The following is a 15,552-nucleotide window of genomic DNA, read 5'->3' on the forward strand; positions in this document are numbered from 1 at the left end:
CTTCTCCCAGAAATTGACTCAATAGACCGGTGGTGAAACCACCCAGATGATGACCGCCGGCTCGGTGCCTGGATTGCGCCAGCGATAGGGCTTGCCTTCGAAGCGGAAGGAATCGCCTTCGCCGAGCCGGTGCCAGACGCCCGCTATCTCGATCTCGAAAATACCCGAGGCGATATAGCCGGCTTCCTCGGTCGGCCGCAGCTGCTCGGTCTTCATCTCCGCGCCCGCCGCGAAGATCGAGCGCACCATCTCGAAGCTACCACCGAGATCGGGCGACAGAAGTTCTTCCACCAGGCCGGATTCGCTGGTGCCAAGCGTGCGGCGCCTGCCGGCCCGCACCACGACGCCGCGCTCGCTCTCGACCGGTACGTCATGGCTGAAGAACAGGCTGATCGGTACGCCGAACAGGTCGGCGAAGGCCCTGAGATCGCTGAGCGATGGCGTCGACAGGCCGCGCTCGACCTGGCTGACCCAGCCGACCGAACGGCCGAGTTTCAGCGCGATCTCGGCCAGCGTCAGCCCGCGTGCCCGGCGCAGCGCCCTGATATCGCTGGCCAGCACGCGTTCGTCAGGCCCCTGTAATGTTCGTGCGGTAGTGGAGGGCAAAACGCGCTCTTCATGAAAATTTCAATTCGAATTTCATGAGAAATCAAGCTCATGAAAAAATCAAGCAGAATTTCACCGATGTTCAAGATTTACTTGCAGGATTTTGACGGTTCATGCAAAGGCTCCGCCGCGAGCGGCGAGTGGGGACGTCCGATCGACACAAAGGCTAAGGGACGGCCCATGCTGGAAAAGAAGGCTCGAATCGCGGATGAGGCCGAGATCGTCGACGAGGCGATCGTGTCGCGCCGTTCGGTGCGCGCATTTCTGCCCGATATGATCGACGACGACACCATCCGCGACATTCTGGCGGTTGCGGCGCGCGCTCCGTCCGGCACCAACATGCAGCCATGGCGGGTCTACGTCACCAAGGGCGAGACCAAGCAACAGATGTCGGATGCTATCCTGAATTCCGGTATCCGCGCCGAAAAGGCCGACTGGGACGAGTATCGCTACTATCCGACCCAGTTCTTCGAACCGTATCTCACCCGCCGCCGCGCCAATGGCTTCGGCCTTTATGGCGCGCTCGGCATCGGCCGCCGCGAGGTCGACAAGATGCGTGCCCAGCACGACCGCAACTTCGTCTTCTTCGACGCGCCGGTCGGCATGATCTTCACCATCGACCGCCGCCTCAACCAGGGTTCGTGGATCGACTACGGCATGTTCCTGCAGAACATCATGGTCGCGGCGCGGGGCAGGGGTCTGCACACTTGCCCGCAGGCCGCCTTCGCGCCCTATCACCGGCAGATCCGGCCGGTGCTCAACATTCCCGACGAGGAAATCGTCGTCTGCGGCATGGCGCTGGGCTATGAGGACACATCCAAGCCGGAAAACGCCTTCCGCACCGACCGTGTGCCGCTTGAAGAGTGGGTGACGTTCAGCGAATAGAGCAATTCCAGGAAAAGTGTGAAACGGTTTTCCGTCCGGAATTGCGTCAAAACAAAGAGTTAGAGCGGCCGCCGAAAAGACTTGGCGGACCGTGCTGGCTATTCGGTATTCATCTGCATCCCATGGCCACTGACATGGGCGCCGTCCTGCGGCGTCAGCTTGAGATAGGCTGATAGCGCGCAGAGCGTGATGACACCTTCGATCGCGAACAGGATCCGGAAATCATTGGTCACGGCAGGGCCGCCGCCGGCCAGGAATGACAGCATCGCCGCCGCAAGGCCGACGCTGACCGCCACCGCCAGCTGCCAGAGGATGTAATAGAGCGCACTGAAGCGGGCGAGCTGTTCGGGGGCGATGTCGGAATAGGCGAGGTTTCCGGTCGAGGCCCATTGGATGGAACGGAAGACGCCGAAAACGAAGATATAGCCAAGCACGATCCAGACCGGCGTCGTCGCCTGCATCAAGGCGAAGCCGGCAACCATGGCGGCCACGAACGGCGTGTTGAAGACCAGCACGCGGCGGAAACCGAACCGGTTGAGGACGCGCGGCATGAAGAACCGCATGATCACCGACCCGAGCGCGGCAACGAAGGTCAGCGATCCCGCCTGCACCGCGCTCATGCCGAAACCAAGCTGGAACATCAGCGGCAACAGGAAGGCGACGGAACTGAGGCCGATCGTGTCCAGCCCGCCGCCGGTGAGAAACGAGATGCGGAAAGTGCGGATACGCAGCAGCTTGAGGTCGAGCAGGGGATTGGGCACGCGCAGGCAGTAGAGCGAGGCGATCGACAGGATGACGACCGCCAGCGCCAGTTCACCGGCGACTATGCCGCCGACGGCGTCTTTGGCGGCAAGGGAGTCCATGCCGAACACAAGCAGGATCATGCCGCTGCCGACCAGCAGGAAGCCTGGAAAATCGAAGCGCGTGCGCGCGGGCTTGGTCACTGTCGGGAAGAGTGAGGCGGCAAGGATTGCCGCCGCCAGGGCGAACGGCACGTTGATGAAGAAAATCCAGCGCCAGGAAATGTAGGTGGTCAGCGCGCCGCCGACGAGCGGCCCGACCAGCGGCCCGGTCTGGCTGGCCACCGAGATATACATGTTGACCTTCAGCGTCCGGTTGCGCGGAAAGCTCGACAGGATCACGACCTGGCCGAGCGTGCCCATCAGAGCGCCGCCGAAGCCTTGCAGTGCGCGGGCGCCGACCAGCATCCAGATGTTGTCGGACAATCCGCAGAGCGCCGACGAGCCGGCGAACACCAGCAAGGCAAAGCAGTAGACGTTGCGCAGGCCGAAGCGGTCGGCGGCCCAGCCGCCGAGCGGCATCGAGATGATCAGGCTGGCGACATAGACGGTGATCAGAAGGCCGAGCTGGCTCGGCGGGCGGGCGAGGCTTTCACCGATGCCGGGCAGCGCCGTCACCACGACGTTCTGGTCGAGGCTGGTCATGAACACGCCACAGGCGACCGTCAGCGGCAGCAGGAGCAAGGCTCTCGCCGACACATCGGCGCGATCCGTGGCGCCGGCGGATATTTCTGCGGTCATGGGGATGTTCGAACCAAACGAATGTGCCGAGTCTGAGACGGGATTTTTCACCCCTTAGGCCGATTGGGCGGCCATATTTTCCACCATGGCCGCCCGCGGCGCGATTCTCTAGCGGCAGAACCGGCCGGCATTGAGGCCAGAAATGCTTTCCGTCGTTTGGCCACTCAACCGTCAAGCAGATGCTGAAGCTGCGACCGCAGCCATTGGTGCGCAGGGTCGCCATCCCGCCGCTTGTGCCAGATCTGCGTGAACTGAAAGGCCGGAATTTCGAAAGGTGGGGTGAAGACGCAAAGCCGGGTGTCCGGCGCCGGCAGGATCCGGCGGGCGACGGTAAGCACCAGGTCGGTGCCGGCGATCAGGCGCGGCGCCACGCCCCAATGCGGGATGACAAGGCATAGCCGCCGCTTGCGACCCATTTCGGCCAGGGCCTTGTCGACCTCGCTCTGACGCTCGGGCCGCAAATCGACCAGCGCGTGCGGCCGCTCGAGATAAGTCGCCAGATCCATCGTCTGTCTGCCACCAAGGCTTGCCGCGTCGGCAAGACAGGAAAAGCGCTCGTCGAACAGCCGATGTGAGCGCACGGATCGATCCAGGCCGGGAAAGACGCCAAAGGCAAGATCGATCTCGCCGTCGATGATTTGCGAAACCATCACCTCGCGGCTCGCCTGGCTGACCACGAGGTCGACCTGCGGTGCCTGCGCCCGCATGAGCGGCAGCAGGGCCGGCAGGATGACCGCCGCGCCATAGTCCGACATGGCAAGCCGAAACGTCCGGCGCTCTGTCGCCGGGTCGAAGCCAGCCGGCGCCAGAAGGTGCCGCGTGCGATCGAGCGCCTCGGTGAGCGCCGGAGCGATTTCCATCGCGCGCGCCGTCGGCTCGAGGCCACCTTGCCGCCTGACCAGCAGCGGGTCATCGAGGAGGTGGCGCAGCCTGGCCAGCGCATGGCTCACTGCGGGCTGGCTCTTGTTCAGCCGGATTGCAGCCCGCGAGACGTGGCGTTCGGCCAGCAAGGCCTCCAGCACGACGAGCAGGTTCAGATCGATACCAGCAAGATTATTCATCTCATGCATACTATGCGTGCGGCAATCGAATTTCCATACGCAAAGCTGATGGTCTAATTCGGCATGATCGATATGGAGACTATCTCATGCCCAGCACCTTTTCCTTTCTGGTCGCTGCCTTGCTGGCCGGGGCCATCGTCCCCTTCCAGGCAGGGGCGAACGCCATGCTTGGCCGCCTTCTCGGTCATCCGCTCTGGGCAACCTTCGTTTCGCTGGGGGTCAGCGTCGTGCTGATCGTCCCGGTCATGATCGGCTTCAGGCTGCCGGTTCCTGCCGTCGGATTGGCACTCAAAGGTCCATGGTGGATCTGGATCGGCGGCGCGGCAGGCGTGGCCTACATCACCGCCGCGCTGCTTCTGGCGCCGAAACTCGGTGCTGCGAGCTTCATCGTTGCCGTCATCGCCGGCCAGATGGTCGCGTCGCTGCTCATCGATCATTTCGCCTTGATGGGCTTTGCCCATCGGCCGGTGACCGTCGCTCGTTTCGCCGGACTTGCGCTGATCATCGGCGGGCTGGTCGTGACGCAATGGGCAAGCACGATTGTACCGCAGGCAACCCAACTCGACTTCAATCCGACCCAAAAAGGAGACCGCAAATGAAACCTCACCTGGTGCTGCGTGTGGCGCGGCCGACGAACGACCTGGCGGCGGTCATCCACTTCTACCGGGATGGTCTCGGTCTCCAGGAGCTGTTTCGCTTCAGCGACCACGATGGCTTCGACGGCGTCATGCTCGGGCAGCCCGGCGACGCCTATCATTTCGAATTCACCCACGCCCATGGTCACGATGCCGGCAGGGCGCCTACAGCAGACAATCTGGTCGTCTTCTACATACCGGATCGTGGCGCCTGGGAAGCGGCCATCCGGCGCATGAAGGAACACGGCTATGCCACGGTACCGTCCTTCAATCCCTATTGGGACAGGCAGGGCGTCACCTTCGAGGATTGCGACGGCTATCGCGTTGTCCTGCAGAACGCCGACTGGCACGCCGTCGCGCAGCAGCCTTAGAGCAATTCACCGTTTCACGGAAACTGCGAACTGCTCTAACTGTTTGTTTTGACGCAATTCCGGACGGAAAACCGTTTCACACTTTTCCTGGAATTGCTCTAGCCGGCACCGGGCGAGGTGGGCCTATTGCACTTCGTAGCCGACTTCCTCGCTGGCATGGCAAAGCGCCTTCCAGAACGAACGCGCGAAGGAGCGGAAGACGTAGATGTCGAACTGGTCGGCGCCGGTGCGCTGGATCTGGGCGAAGACATCGTGATGGGTGGTCGAGCGGCCGGCGCCGATCGGGAAGGCCGGCAACGCGAAGTCGATGGCGAAGAATTTCGCCAGCACCCATTCGGCCTTCGGCCCGGCGATGCGGATGGCGGTGCGGCCATGCGACAGGTCCGTCACCGTGCCGATAGAAGGCGTCACCGCCTTGGCAAAGGAAGCGGCCAGCCCTTCGGCCTCGTCGGCCACGGTGAACTTTCCCGGCGCAAAGCCGAACACAGATTTCACGCCGTCGCTCAAGCCGCCGCCGGCGCCGTCGGGGAGCGCCAGACCGGTGACGGTGCGGATGGCTGATATCAGCGTCTTCTCCTCGCCCGGCCAGGCGGCGAGCTGCACGATCGAGCCCGGCCGCGTTTCGGTGAGGATGATTTCGACACCATGCTCGAAATTGCCGTGCGAGCCGATGTGAAACTCCGACTCAAGCGGGGATTGGCGCTCAACCATGCATGCGGGTCCCTTCCGGATCGTAGAAATGGTTGGAGACGATTTCGACCGGCCCGAAGCGGTTGCGCAAGGGATCCGAGACATGGGCGCGCGTGCCGTGCCTGGCCTTGCCGCCCTCGACCAGCGCCAGCGCGATATGCTTGCCGAGCGCCGGCGAATAGCAGCAGGCGGTGATGTGGCCGATCGAGCCGTGCGGATTGGCCTCGTCAAGCTCTTCGACAATGTGCGCGCCGCCATTGAGCGGCCGGTTGTCGAGCGCGATCAGGCCGACCAGTTCCAGGCGGTCGGACGCGATCAGGCCTTCGCGATCCATCATCGCCGAGCCGATGAAGGGCTTCTTCTTCGACAGCATCCAGTCGAGATGCAGGTCGCGCGCCGTGGTGCGGCCGTCGATCTCGGCGCCGGTGACATGGCCCTTTTCGATGCGCATCGTGCCCAGCGCCTCGAGCCCGTAGGTGACCAGTCCGAACGGCTTGCCGGCTTCAATCAAAGCTTCCCAGACATGGGTGCCATGGCCGGCGCCGGAATAGACCTCGAAGGCCATTTCGCCGGAGAAGGAAAGCCGGCAGATCATCACCGGTACACCAGCGATCTCGCCACGCACGATGCCCATGAAGGGCAAGGTGGCGTTGTCGACCGCGGTGCCGGTGACGCAGGCCGCGAGGATCTGCCTGGCCTTCGGCCCGCCGATCGCGGCACCCGCCCATTCATCGGTCATCGAGGTGACGTGGACTTTCAGCTCCGGCCAGATGACGTCGAGGAAATATTCCAGATGCTGCATCACCTTGCCGGCATTGGCCGTCGTGGTGGTCATCAGGAAATCCTGTTCGCCAAGCCGCCAGGTGGTGCCGTCATCGAAGGCGAAGCCGTCCTCGCGCAGCATCAGCCCGTAGCGGGCCTTGCCGACGGCCAACGTCGAAAACATGTTGGTGTAGACGCGGTCGAGGAATGCGGCGGCGTCGGGGCCTTGCACGGCAATCTTGCCGAGCGTCGAGACATCGACAATCCCCGCGCTTTCGCGCGTCGCCTTGGCTTCGCGCACATAGGCCTGCTCGACCGTCTCGCCTGAAAGCCCGTAGATCATCGGCCGATACCAGAGGCCGGCGGAATACATTGTCGCGCCATTGGCGAGGTGCCAGTCATGCATCGGCGTCAGCCGTTCCGGCCTGAGGTCGCCAAAGCGCTCCGCCGCCAGCGAGCCGATCGACACCGGCGCGAAGGGTGGCCGGAAGCGCGTCGTGCCGACTTCGGGGATCGGCTTGCCCAGCGCTTCCGCCATGATGGCGAGGCCGGGGACATTGGAGCTCTTGCCCTGGTCGGTCGCCATGCCAAGCGTGGTGTAGCGCTTCAGATGCTCGACCGAGACAAAGCCTTCGCGATGCGCCAGGCGGACATCCTCCGCCGTGACATCGTGCTGGAAGTCGACGAAGCTCTTACCCTTGGCCCTGATCTCGAAGACAGGAGCCGGATCGGGGTCGCCGGGTACGGCTTCGACCGCGGGCAATGCCGCCGGCGTGCTGGTTCCACCAGCGGCCGCCAAGCCGGCGGCGCGGCCTTCGGCGATCGCCTCGGCGGTGGAAAAACTGCCGGTGAAGGCGCCGGCTCCGATCCATTGCTGCGTCGGCTTCGGCGGCAAAAAGGCCTGTCGCGCGGCATTCCATTCCGCTTTGGCGCCGGCCTGGCTGGCGAGATGGATGGTCGGCGACCAGCCGCCCGACATCAGCAGGCAGTCGGCATGGATGCTTCGTTCATCGCCGCTCAGCGCACCGGTGACCATGTCGAAACGCTGGACCTTGATGCCGGAGAGCGCCTTGCCGCCCTCGGTGGCGACGACGGCGTGGCCGGCAAAGATCTCGGCCTCGGCTTCCGTCGCCAGCTTGCGCATTTCTGGCGAAAGTTCGGACCTGACGTCGGCGATGGCAACGATCGCGGCGCCTGCCTTCTTCAGGGCGACAGCCGCGCGGTAGGCGCTGTCATTGTTGGTGAACAGCGCGATCCGCTCGCCCGGCAGCACGCCGAACTCATTGGCATAGCGCTCGGCGGCATGCGCCAGCATCACGCCCGGCCGGTCATTGCCCGGGAAAACCAATGGCCGTTCGAAGGCGCCGGTGGCCAGCACCACGGATCTGGCGCGGATTGCCCAATAGCGATGGCGCGGCTCGCCCTTGGCAGGCTGCTCCTTGTGGTCGCTGACCCGTTCGAGCGCGGCAAGCGTGTTGTTGTCGTAATAACCCCACACCGTGGTGCGCGGCAGAAGCCGGACATTGTCGCGGCCTTCGAGTTGGGTAACCGTGCGGCGCGCCCAGTCGGCGGCCGGTGCGCCATCGATGGTTTCGTCGGACCAATGGGTCGAGCCGCCGAAACGCGGTTCGAGATCGGCCAGCATGATGCGTGCGCCCTGATCGGCGGCGGCCTTGGCGGCCATCAGGCCGGCCGGGCCGGAGCCGACCACCAGCACGTCGCAAAAGGCGTTCATGCGCTCGTAGCGGGCAGGGTCCTTCGCCGATCCGGCGCTGCCGAGGCCGGCGGCACGGCGGATGAAATGCTCGCAGAACATCCAGAAACGCGTGCCCTTCAGCGGGCCGACCACCGGTCCCATGAAGGTCTTGTAGTAAAAGCCGGCCGACAGGATCTTGCCGCCGAGCTGGTTGACGGCATGGATGTCCCAGGCGAGCGAAGGAAAGCGGTTCTGGCTGATGGCGACCAGCCCGTCATGGATCTCGACCATGGTCGCCGGAATGTTGGGCTCGCGCACCTCGCCCTTCAGCACCGTCACCAGCGCATTCGGCTCCTCGACTCCGGCGGTGAGCAGGCCGCGCGGACGGTGGTATTTGAACGAGCGCCCGAAAAGCGTGACGCCCTTGGCCAGCAGCGCGGAGGCCAGCGTGTCGCCGGCATGGCCAGTATAGGCAACGCCGTCGAAAGTGAAGCGGATGGTCTTCAGCCGGTCGATGCGGCCGCCAGTGTCGGTGCGGCGCGGGCTCATGCCTTGTCCTCCGCCTTGCGGCGCGCGGCCGAGCCATGATCGCCGCGCACGAAGGCGACGCTGGAAATCTCATGCGTCAGTGTGTTGCGCACGACCCTGAGATGCGCGCGGCAACCGCCGGAATGCTGCCAGATCTCATTGTGGTCGCCGGCCGGGTTCAACCGGTCATAGACATAGGCGTTCCATGCCTCGAAATTCTGCGAGGCCGGGTCAGGCCGCTCACGATTGCCGTCACCTTGATAGGTGAACTCGATGACGTCGCGCGGGCCGCAATAGGGGCAAGTGATGAGCATCGAATATTCCTAATGCAGCCTTGCTTAGTGAAGTCGGGGGTTCGCGCCCTGGCCCTTGTCGTCGATGACGAGGCCACGGTGGAAACGGTCGAGGGTGAACGGGGCGTTGAAGTCGTGCGGCTCATCCTTGGCGATGGTCCAGGCAAAGGTCCAGCCGGAAGCCGGCGTCGCCTTGAAGCCGCCATAACACCAGCCGCAGTTGAGATACATGCCGGGCAGCGGGCCGGTGGTGATGATCGGCGAGCCATCCATCGACATGTCGCAGACGCCGCCCCACGAGCGCAGCATGCGCACCCGCGCAAGGCCCGGGAACAGCGCCAGCATCTCGCTCATCACCTCGTCGACGATAGGCAGGTTGCCGCGCTGGGCGTAGCTGTTGTAGCCGTCGATGTCGCCGCCATAGACAAGGCCGCCCTTGTCGGACTGCGACATGTAGAAATGCCCCATGCCGAAGGTCACGACCGTGTCGATGAAGGGCTTTAGCGATTCCGTCACGAAGGCCTGCAGCACGTGGCTTTCGATCGGCATCGTCTCGATGCCGGCGAGTTGCATGACGCGTCCGGTGCTGCCGGCCACGGCCACCGCCACCTTTTTGGCCCTGATATCGCCGCGTGAGGTGGTGACGCCGGTGACGCGGTCGCCATCGCGCAGGAAGCCGGTGACCTCGCAATTCTCGATGATGTCGACACCGCGGCGGTCGGCGCCGCGCGCATAACCCCAGGCGACCGCATCGTGGCGGGCGGTGCCGGCGCGCCGCTGCATCAGGCCGCCGACCACCGGAAAGCGTGCATCGCTGGAAATATCGAGCGCCGGGATCAGGCGCTTGATTTCGGCCGGCGCCATCAGTTCGGCGTCGACGCCGAGATGGCGCATGGCGTTGCCGCGCCTTGCATAGTCGTCGAACTGGGCCGGCGTGTGCGCCAGGTTCAGGCAGCCGCGCTGCGAGAACATGACGTTGTAGTTCAGTTCGTGCGACAGGCCCTCCCACAGCTTCATCGAATGCTCGTAGAAGCGGGTGTTGGCCGGCAGCAAATAGTTCGAGCGCACGGCCGTGGTGTTGCGCCCGACATTGCCGGAGCCGAGCCAGCCCTTTTCCAGCACCGCCACATTGGTGATGCCGTGTTCCTTGGCGAGATAGTAGGCGGTCGCCAGCCCGTGGCCGCCGCCACCGATGATGATGACATCATAGGAAGCCTTAGGGTCGGGCTTGCGCCAGGCCGGCTTCCAGTCCTTGTTTCCCTTGAGCGCGTTCGCGAGCAGCGAAAAGGCCGAGTACTCTGCCATCATTGTCATCCGGTTCGGGCGATGCGGCAGACTATAGAGCAGGCCGCATCCGCAAAGCCAATATTGCGCCATGGCCTTTCGACTGGCCGACGCCGCGATGCGACGGCTTGCCCCATGATATGGCCGTCTTTATCAAGGACAGGCTTTTTGAATGTCTTTGCCGCCGGTGAGTCGCCAACAAATCATGCTTTTTCGATTGCTTCGCCTCATCCTGATCCTCGCGCTCGTTATTTCGGCGCCGCCTTCGTTCGAGGCGATGGCGCAGGCGCTTGGCCAGGGCTCCGCCGGCTTGATTGCCGATCAGCAGAAAGTCATCCAGGGCCTGACGGCCAAGACCGACGATCTCGAGAAGAAAATGCAGCAGGACGGTGAGGACGATGCCTCGCTCGTGGATATCCGCCTGCAACTGGAGGATCTGTCGCGGGCGGCATTGACCAGTGCGCTGGCGTTCCGTTCGCGGCTGACCGACATCAACAATCGCATCGAGGTGCTCGGTCCACCGCCGGCTGCGGGCCAGCCCCAGGAGCCCGATATCGTGACCGGCGAACGCCAGGCGCTGGCGTCGGAAAAGGCCGAGATCAACGCGGTCGTCGCCGCCGCGCAGAACCTGTCGATCCGCATCAGCGGGCTGATCGACAAGATCGGCAATATGCGCAGCGCGCTGTTCCGCAACCTTTTGACCAAGCGCTACGTGCTGTCGGATGCGCTGAGCCCGCAGGTCTTCTCCGACGCCCAGGAGGAATACGCCAACTTTTACAAGGCGGTGTCGTCCTGGCTGAGCTTCGCTTTCAAGTTCAAGTTCCAGGCCATCCTGGCGGCAACCTTCGTGGCGCTCGGCCTGGCGTTGGTGCTGCTGGTCGGCGGCAGGCGCCTGTTCGGGCGCGTGTTCGAGGCCGACCCCTCCAACGAAGACCCGTCCTATCTCAGCCGCCTGTCGGTGGCCTTCTGGTCTACCTTGCTGCCGACGCTGGCGGTCGGTTCGTTTCTCGGCTCGACCATCTTCTTTTTCAACTATTACAATGTGTTGCGGGGTGACATTGGCCTGTTTCTCAATGCCCTGGCGACTGCCATCGGGGTGGTGTTCTGCGTCAACCGGCTGACCAACGCAGCGCTGTCGCCACGGCTGCCGAACTGGCGCCTCATCCCGGTCGAAACCGGGCCGGCGCGCTGGCTGGTGCGCCTGGCGACCGCCATGGCCGTGGTCATCTCAGTCAACACCTTCCTGTCGATCATCAACGACAAGATGGGCTCGCCGCTGTCGCTGACCATCGCGCGCAGTTTCGTCGCCACCATTGTCGTCGGCATCATCCTGATCCTGATGGCGATGCTGCGGCCGTTCAAGGCACGGGACGGAAGCTGGCGGCCGTGGCCGGCATGGCTGCGCTACCTGGCGCTGGCGCTTGGCCTGTTCACCATCATCGCCGCCTTGCTCGGCTATATCGGTCTCGCCCTGTTCGTCTCGCTGCAGGTCGTGGTCACCGGCACGGCACTGATCACCGCCTATATCGGCTTCCTGTCGGCGCGGGCGATCGGCGAGGAGGGGGCTTTCGCCAACACCACTGTCGGGCGCTGGCTGTCGGCCAATTCCAGCTACGAGGACACGGCACTCGACCAGCTCGGCCTCGTCGTCAGTGTCGCCATCAACCTGTTGATCGTGCTGGTTTTCCTGCCGCTGATCCTTTTGATGTGGGGGTTCCAGCCAGGCGACATCCAGGCCTGGGCCTACAAGCTGGCGACCGGGATCAATATCGGTTCGGTGACGATTTCGGTCACCGGCATCCTTTCGGGCATCGTCGTCTTCGTCATTGGCTATTTCCTGACGCGCTGGTTCCAGGGCTGGCTCGACGGTTCGGTGATGGCGCGCGGCAAGGTCGACACCGGCGTGCGCAACTCGATCCGGCTGGCGGTCGGCTATGCCGGCGTGGCGCTGGCGGGGCTGGTCGGCATCTCGGCGGCGGGCATCGACCTCTCCAGCCTGGCGCTGGTCGCTGGTGCGCTTTCCCTTGGTATCGGCTTCGGCCTGCAGAATGTGGTGTCGAATTTCGTGTCCGGCCTGATCCTTTTGGCCGAGCGGCCGTTCAAGGTCGGCGACTGGATCGTCGCCGGCGACGTCAGCGGCACGGTCAAGAAGATCAGTGTGCGCGCCACCGAGATCGAAACCTTCCAGCGGCAGTCGGTGATCCTGCCCAATTCGAACCTGATCAACAATGCCGTTGGCAACTGGACGCATCGCAACAAGCTCGGCCGCATCGACATCAAGGTCGGCGTCGCCTATGGCAGCGACGTCAAGCAGGTTCACGCCATCCTGCTGGAGATCTCACGCAGCCACCCTATGGTGCTGAAGAACCCCGAACCCTTCGTGCTGTTTTCCAATTTTGGACCCGCAGCGCTCGAATTCGAGATCCGTGTGTTCCTGGCCGATGTGATGAACGGCAACATCGTGCAGAACGACGTCCGCTTCGCCGTGCTGGATAAATTCAGCGACCAGCATATCGAGATCCCCTCGACGCCGCGCGCCGTCGTCGAGACCAAGCATGCGAAGGCCTGGCCGACCGACGACGACAAGATCGAGGCCGACTTTGCCGACCAGCAGCAGGCGAAGGCAGACGCCGCGGCCGAAGCGAAAAAGCTTGCCAAATCGGGGCGCAAGCTACGCAAGCCGGATCCCGATTAGAGGCCAGTTCCCCGTCAGCTTTTGGCAATCAGGGCGGCAAGTGCTGTCCGAAGATCGGTCTCGCCGCGCCTGATCTCGCCGACGCCGTGTTCCACATCGATGCGGCCGGCATTGTGGGCGTCGAACGTCGCTGCGACTAGTTCGGCGTAGCTCGTGCTGATGCCGCCGCCGACGAGGGCAGGGACCCAGTCCTGCCTCGGCAATTCGCGGGCGACGACCTCGCGGCCGGCAATCTCGCCAAGCGTCCGCGCTACGTCGGTTGCGCTGTAGCGATCAGGCCCTTCAGCATGGACCATGCGCAGCGCATCGCCATTGCCCGACAGGAGGAGATCCGCCGCCATCAGGCCGACATCGCCGGCCGAGACCGTCGGGAAGGATTTGGAGACGGGATGATGCAGGCTCGGCAGCACGCCGGTCTCGATCGCGCGGCCAACCAGGCGGTTCCAGTTCTGCATGTGCTCGGCGGAACGCAGCACCGTCAGCGCCGCCGGGATTTTCTTCAGCTGCGATTCCAGATGGTGGAAGGTGAGCGTGATGCCGGTGCCGGCGGCAAGCTGGGCGCCATAGTCCGAGATCGCCAGAATGCTTTCCGGCCTGACTTGATCAAGTGCATCGACGATGGACCGGATGGTGGATTCCATCTCCGCCGACGCATCATCGGCGCGGACGCCGGTGGGACAGATGACCTGAACAGCGGTGGCGCCCTTTGTTGCCCGCGCCAATGCCGGCGCATCGCGCAGATCGGCGATTTCTGTCTCGCAACCAAGCGCACGGAACTCTTCGGCATGCGCCGGGTTTCGCACCACGGCCCTGACCGGAACGCCATGTCGACGCAGTGCACCGATGCTGGCCCGTCCAATCTTTCCGGCAGCGCCCAACACAACAAACATGTCCGTATCCTTCAATCTGACCAATGGGATGTCAGCAATGCCGGATGGGCGGGCTTGGGTCGCCCAGATATGGACGGCGGAAGACAAAAACGGATGGTTGGCTTCGAAAGCCGAAGGCGGCGAAAAATGCCGGACCGCTGGCTATCGCTGCATGCGGATCAGTGCGGCAGGCGTGACGCCGAGGATGCGCTTCATGCTCTGCGCCATGTGGCTCTGATGCGAAAAGCCTGCCTCCAACGCGATCTGGCTGAGCGGCATTTTCGCCTGATGCAACAAGGTTCTGGCCCGCTCGACGCGGCGATGGATGACATATTGGTGGGGCGGCATGCCGAAGGTGCGGCGAAACAGAACCTTCAGATGCGAGACGCTGATGGCAGCCATTTGCGCCAGATCATCCAGCGAAAGGTCCTGGTCGAGATTGGCTTCGATGAAATCGGTCAGCCGGCGCTTCTGGCCGAAGGAAAGCGTTTGCCTGGCTGGAACCTCCGGCTTTGACGCAGCACCCTGTATGATCTGCACCGCCAGCGCCTTGGCCAGGCTTTCGAAATACAGCCGGTCGGATGGCACGTCCGGGCTGAGCCCGGTCGCCAGCGCATGGGCGATATGCTCGATCCTCGGATCGCGGCGTTGGAACTGCGGATTGACGACGACCCGGTTCGGATCGATTTCGAGGTCCTCGGCGGCACGGCGAACCAGCGCCGGGCTGACCCACAGCCGAAGGATGGTGCAGTCCGCGTCATCCTCCCAGTCGCCGTCGAGCCCGGCGGGCACGATATCGATATCGCCATCCGACTGGACCCGCCGGTGATGTTTTCCGTCGCAGCGGCACGATGCGTTGACCGGCGCCCCGACGTGGATTCCGAGCCGATGGTTGACGGATGCAGGCACATAGTGGGTCAGCCGCGCGGTAATCCTTCGCGACTCAACCCCAACGCCGATCGTTTCCAGCCAGTTATCGTGCATGGTCTTTTCTTCGCGTTGACCGCCTTCGACATCATATCGTGCCGGTCGGCGAAATTAACAGGGCTGGGCGTGCGCCCGCAGCCGACATTGGAGAGGCCAAAACCAATTGCGGCATGAATGCGGCATTCAGTTGCGGTTCAGCTTCCATCTCATATAAGCTCCATGCAAAGGGCGAAAATGCCTTGCGAAATGCAACAGAGGCGGTGGGAACACCGATATTGCAACATGTGGAAGTCTCTCGTCGCTGCCGTCGCCTTGCTCGCCGTGAGCGGCTCGGCTCATGCCGCCAGCGCGGTCAACAAGGACGCCGAGACCCGCACGCTGGTCGTGACCGAGGGCGGCAGCAAGACCGACCTTGCGCTGGCCGGAGGTGAAACCGTCGAGTTCTGCCAGAACGGCTGCTTCGTCACCTTGCCCAACGGTGACCTCGAAGCCCTGACCGGCTCGGAAACCGTCGAAATCTCGGGCGGCGTCGCCCGCATCAAGTAATCTCGATGGCATGATTGGAAAGGCCGGGCATTTGCTCGGCCTTTTATCGTTTCCGGTAGCCGTTGTTTAACAATGACGCCGGAAATACCGTTGCGGCAGCCGCCTGCAACCAGGCGTTTTAACGTTCGCTACGTCATCCCCCGCTATACCAGCGTCAAGACGC

At 63.6% G+C, this 15,552-nt stretch carries 14 protein-coding genes; 5 read left to right on the plus strand and 9 right to left on the minus strand.

The annotated features are described in order from the left end of the window. Window positions 1-18: 18 nt before the first annotated feature. A complete protein-coding gene (locus DBIPINDM_RS33070) occupies window positions 19-606 on the minus strand; it encodes a helix-turn-helix domain-containing protein (RefSeq protein ID WP_416361726.1) in 588 nt (195 codons plus the stop codon). A 180-nt stretch (window positions 607-786) separates the two neighbouring features. Here DBIPINDM_RS33070 and DBIPINDM_RS33075 point away from each other — a divergent pair, with 180 nt between their 5' ends. Then, entirely contained in the window at window positions 787-1,491 is a 705-nt protein-coding gene (locus DBIPINDM_RS33075) for a nitroreductase (protein ID WP_258583134.1), read from the plus strand. A gap of 98 nt (window positions 1,492-1,589) precedes the next feature. Here DBIPINDM_RS33075 and DBIPINDM_RS33080 read toward each other — a convergent pair whose 3' ends face one another. Then, entirely contained in the window at window positions 1,590-3,032 is a 1,443-nt protein-coding gene (locus tag DBIPINDM_RS33080; protein WP_258583135.1) for an MFS transporter, read from the minus strand. A 164-nt stretch (window positions 3,033-3,196) separates the two neighbouring features. Then, window positions 3,197-4,093, minus strand: a complete 897-nt coding sequence (locus tag DBIPINDM_RS33085) for a LysR family transcriptional regulator (RefSeq protein ID WP_258583136.1) — start codon at window positions 4,091-4,093, stop codon at window positions 3,197-3,199. Between the two features lie 86 nt (window positions 4,094-4,179). Here DBIPINDM_RS33085 and DBIPINDM_RS33090 point away from each other — a divergent pair, with 86 nt between their 5' ends. Both DBIPINDM_RS33090 and DBIPINDM_RS33095 read left to right on the plus strand, forming a co-directional pair. After that, window positions 4,180-4,692 carry a DMT family transporter gene (locus DBIPINDM_RS33090; RefSeq protein ID WP_258583137.1) on the plus strand — a complete coding sequence of 171 codons (513 nt, stop codon included), beginning with the start codon at window positions 4,180-4,182 and terminating at the stop codon, window positions 4,690-4,692. After that, window positions 4,689-5,099 (plus strand): VOC family protein, encoded by a 411-nt coding sequence (locus DBIPINDM_RS33095; RefSeq protein WP_258583138.1) that lies wholly within the window; start codon window positions 4,689-4,691, stop codon window positions 5,097-5,099. Before DBIPINDM_RS33090 ends, DBIPINDM_RS33095 begins: the two co-directional genes overlap by 4 nt. Before the next feature lie 123 nt (window positions 5,100-5,222). Here the strand turns inward: DBIPINDM_RS33095 and DBIPINDM_RS33100 are convergent, their stop codons facing one another. The 4 genes from DBIPINDM_RS33100 to DBIPINDM_RS33115 are packed head-to-tail and all read right to left on the minus strand — an operon-like array spanning window position 5,223 to window position 10,373. Next, window positions 5,223-5,810, minus strand: a complete 588-nt coding sequence (locus DBIPINDM_RS33100; protein ID WP_258583139.1) for a sarcosine oxidase subunit gamma — start codon at window positions 5,808-5,810, stop codon at window positions 5,223-5,225. Continuing rightward, the gene (locus DBIPINDM_RS33105) at window positions 5,803-8,796 is read right to left on the minus strand and encodes a sarcosine oxidase subunit alpha (protein WP_258583140.1); all 2,994 of its coding nucleotides are present in this window, start codon (window positions 8,794-8,796) and stop codon (window positions 5,803-5,805) included. Before DBIPINDM_RS33105 ends, DBIPINDM_RS33100 begins: the two co-directional genes overlap by 8 nt. Next, a complete protein-coding gene (locus tag DBIPINDM_RS33110) occupies window positions 8,793-9,089 on the minus strand; it encodes a sarcosine oxidase subunit delta (protein WP_224689726.1) in 297 nt (98 codons plus the stop codon). The genes DBIPINDM_RS33105 and DBIPINDM_RS33110 overlap by 4 nt, the downstream gene beginning before the upstream one ends. A gap of 24 nt (window positions 9,090-9,113) precedes the next feature. After that, on the minus strand, window positions 9,114-10,373 hold the full coding sequence (locus tag DBIPINDM_RS33115; protein WP_258583141.1) for a sarcosine oxidase subunit beta: 1,260 nt from the start codon (window positions 10,371-10,373) through the stop codon (window positions 9,114-9,116). 184 nt (window positions 10,374-10,557) lie between these two features. Here DBIPINDM_RS33115 and DBIPINDM_RS33120 point away from each other — a divergent pair, with 184 nt between their 5' ends. After that, on the plus strand, window positions 10,558-13,047 hold the full coding sequence (locus DBIPINDM_RS33120; protein WP_258583143.1) for a mechanosensitive ion channel family protein: 2,490 nt from the start codon (window positions 10,558-10,560) through the stop codon (window positions 13,045-13,047). 14 nt (window positions 13,048-13,061) lie between these two features. On the opposite strand, the gene DBIPINDM_RS33125 is transcribed toward DBIPINDM_RS33120, so the two are convergent. Then, window positions 13,062-13,937: an NAD(P)H-binding protein gene (locus DBIPINDM_RS33125; RefSeq protein WP_258583145.1), complete on the minus strand. Its 876-nt coding sequence runs from the start codon at window positions 13,935-13,937 to the stop codon at window positions 13,062-13,064. Between the two features lie 141 nt (window positions 13,938-14,078). Next, window positions 14,079-14,900, minus strand: a complete 822-nt coding sequence (locus tag DBIPINDM_RS33130) for a helix-turn-helix transcriptional regulator (RefSeq protein WP_258583146.1) — start codon at window positions 14,898-14,900, stop codon at window positions 14,079-14,081. A 225-nt stretch (window positions 14,901-15,125) separates the two neighbouring features. Here DBIPINDM_RS33130 and DBIPINDM_RS33135 point away from each other — a divergent pair, with 225 nt between their 5' ends. Beyond that, on the plus strand, window positions 15,126-15,389 hold the full coding sequence (locus DBIPINDM_RS33135) for a hypothetical protein (RefSeq protein ID WP_032930670.1): 264 nt from the start codon (window positions 15,126-15,128) through the stop codon (window positions 15,387-15,389). Window positions 15,390-15,552 lie beyond the last annotated feature (163 nt).

The organism is Mesorhizobium sp. AR02, from assembly GCF_024746835.1.
In the GTDB taxonomy this organism is placed as follows: Bacteria; Pseudomonadota; Alphaproteobacteria; order Rhizobiales; family Rhizobiaceae; genus Mesorhizobium.

Bases quoted from the DNA above. Each gene is read 5' to 3' on its own strand.
- DBIPINDM_RS33075 (WP_258583134.1), top strand. From the start codon at position 787: ATGCTGGAAAAGAAGGCTCGAATCGCGGATGAGGCCGAGATCGTCGAC.
- DBIPINDM_RS33080 (WP_258583135.1), bottom strand. From the start codon at position 3,032: ATGACCGCAGAAATATCCGCCGGCGCCACGGATCGCGCCGATGTGTCG.
- DBIPINDM_RS33085 (WP_258583136.1), bottom strand. From the start codon at position 4,093: ATGAATAATCTTGCTGGTATCGATCTGAACCTGCTCGTCGTGCTGGAG.
- DBIPINDM_RS33090 (WP_258583137.1), top strand. From the start codon at position 4,180: ATGCCCAGCACCTTTTCCTTTCTGGTCGCTGCCTTGCTGGCCGGGGCC.
- DBIPINDM_RS33095 (WP_258583138.1), top strand. From the start codon at position 4,689: ATGAAACCTCACCTGGTGCTGCGTGTGGCGCGGCCGACGAACGACCTG.
- DBIPINDM_RS33100 (WP_258583139.1), bottom strand. From the start codon at position 5,810: ATGGTTGAGCGCCAATCCCCGCTTGAGTCGGAGTTTCACATCGGCTCG.
- DBIPINDM_RS33105 (WP_258583140.1), bottom strand. From the start codon at position 8,796: ATGAGCCCGCGCCGCACCGACACTGGCGGCCGCATCGACCGGCTGAAG.
- DBIPINDM_RS33110 (WP_224689726.1), bottom strand. From the start codon at position 9,089: ATGCTCATCACTTGCCCCTATTGCGGCCCGCGCGACGTCATCGAGTTC.
- DBIPINDM_RS33115 (WP_258583141.1), bottom strand. From the start codon at position 10,373: ATGGCAGAGTACTCGGCCTTTTCGCTGCTCGCGAACGCGCTCAAGGGA.
- DBIPINDM_RS33120 (WP_258583143.1), top strand. From the start codon at position 10,558: ATGCTTTTTCGATTGCTTCGCCTCATCCTGATCCTCGCGCTCGTTATT.
- DBIPINDM_RS33125 (WP_258583145.1), bottom strand. From the start codon at position 13,937: ATGTTTGTTGTGTTGGGCGCTGCCGGAAAGATTGGACGGGCCAGCATC.
- DBIPINDM_RS33130 (WP_258583146.1), bottom strand. From the start codon at position 14,900: ATGCACGATAACTGGCTGGAAACGATCGGCGTTGGGGTTGAGTCGCGA.
- DBIPINDM_RS33135 (WP_032930670.1), top strand. From the start codon at position 15,126: ATGTGGAAGTCTCTCGTCGCTGCCGTCGCCTTGCTCGCCGTGAGCGGC.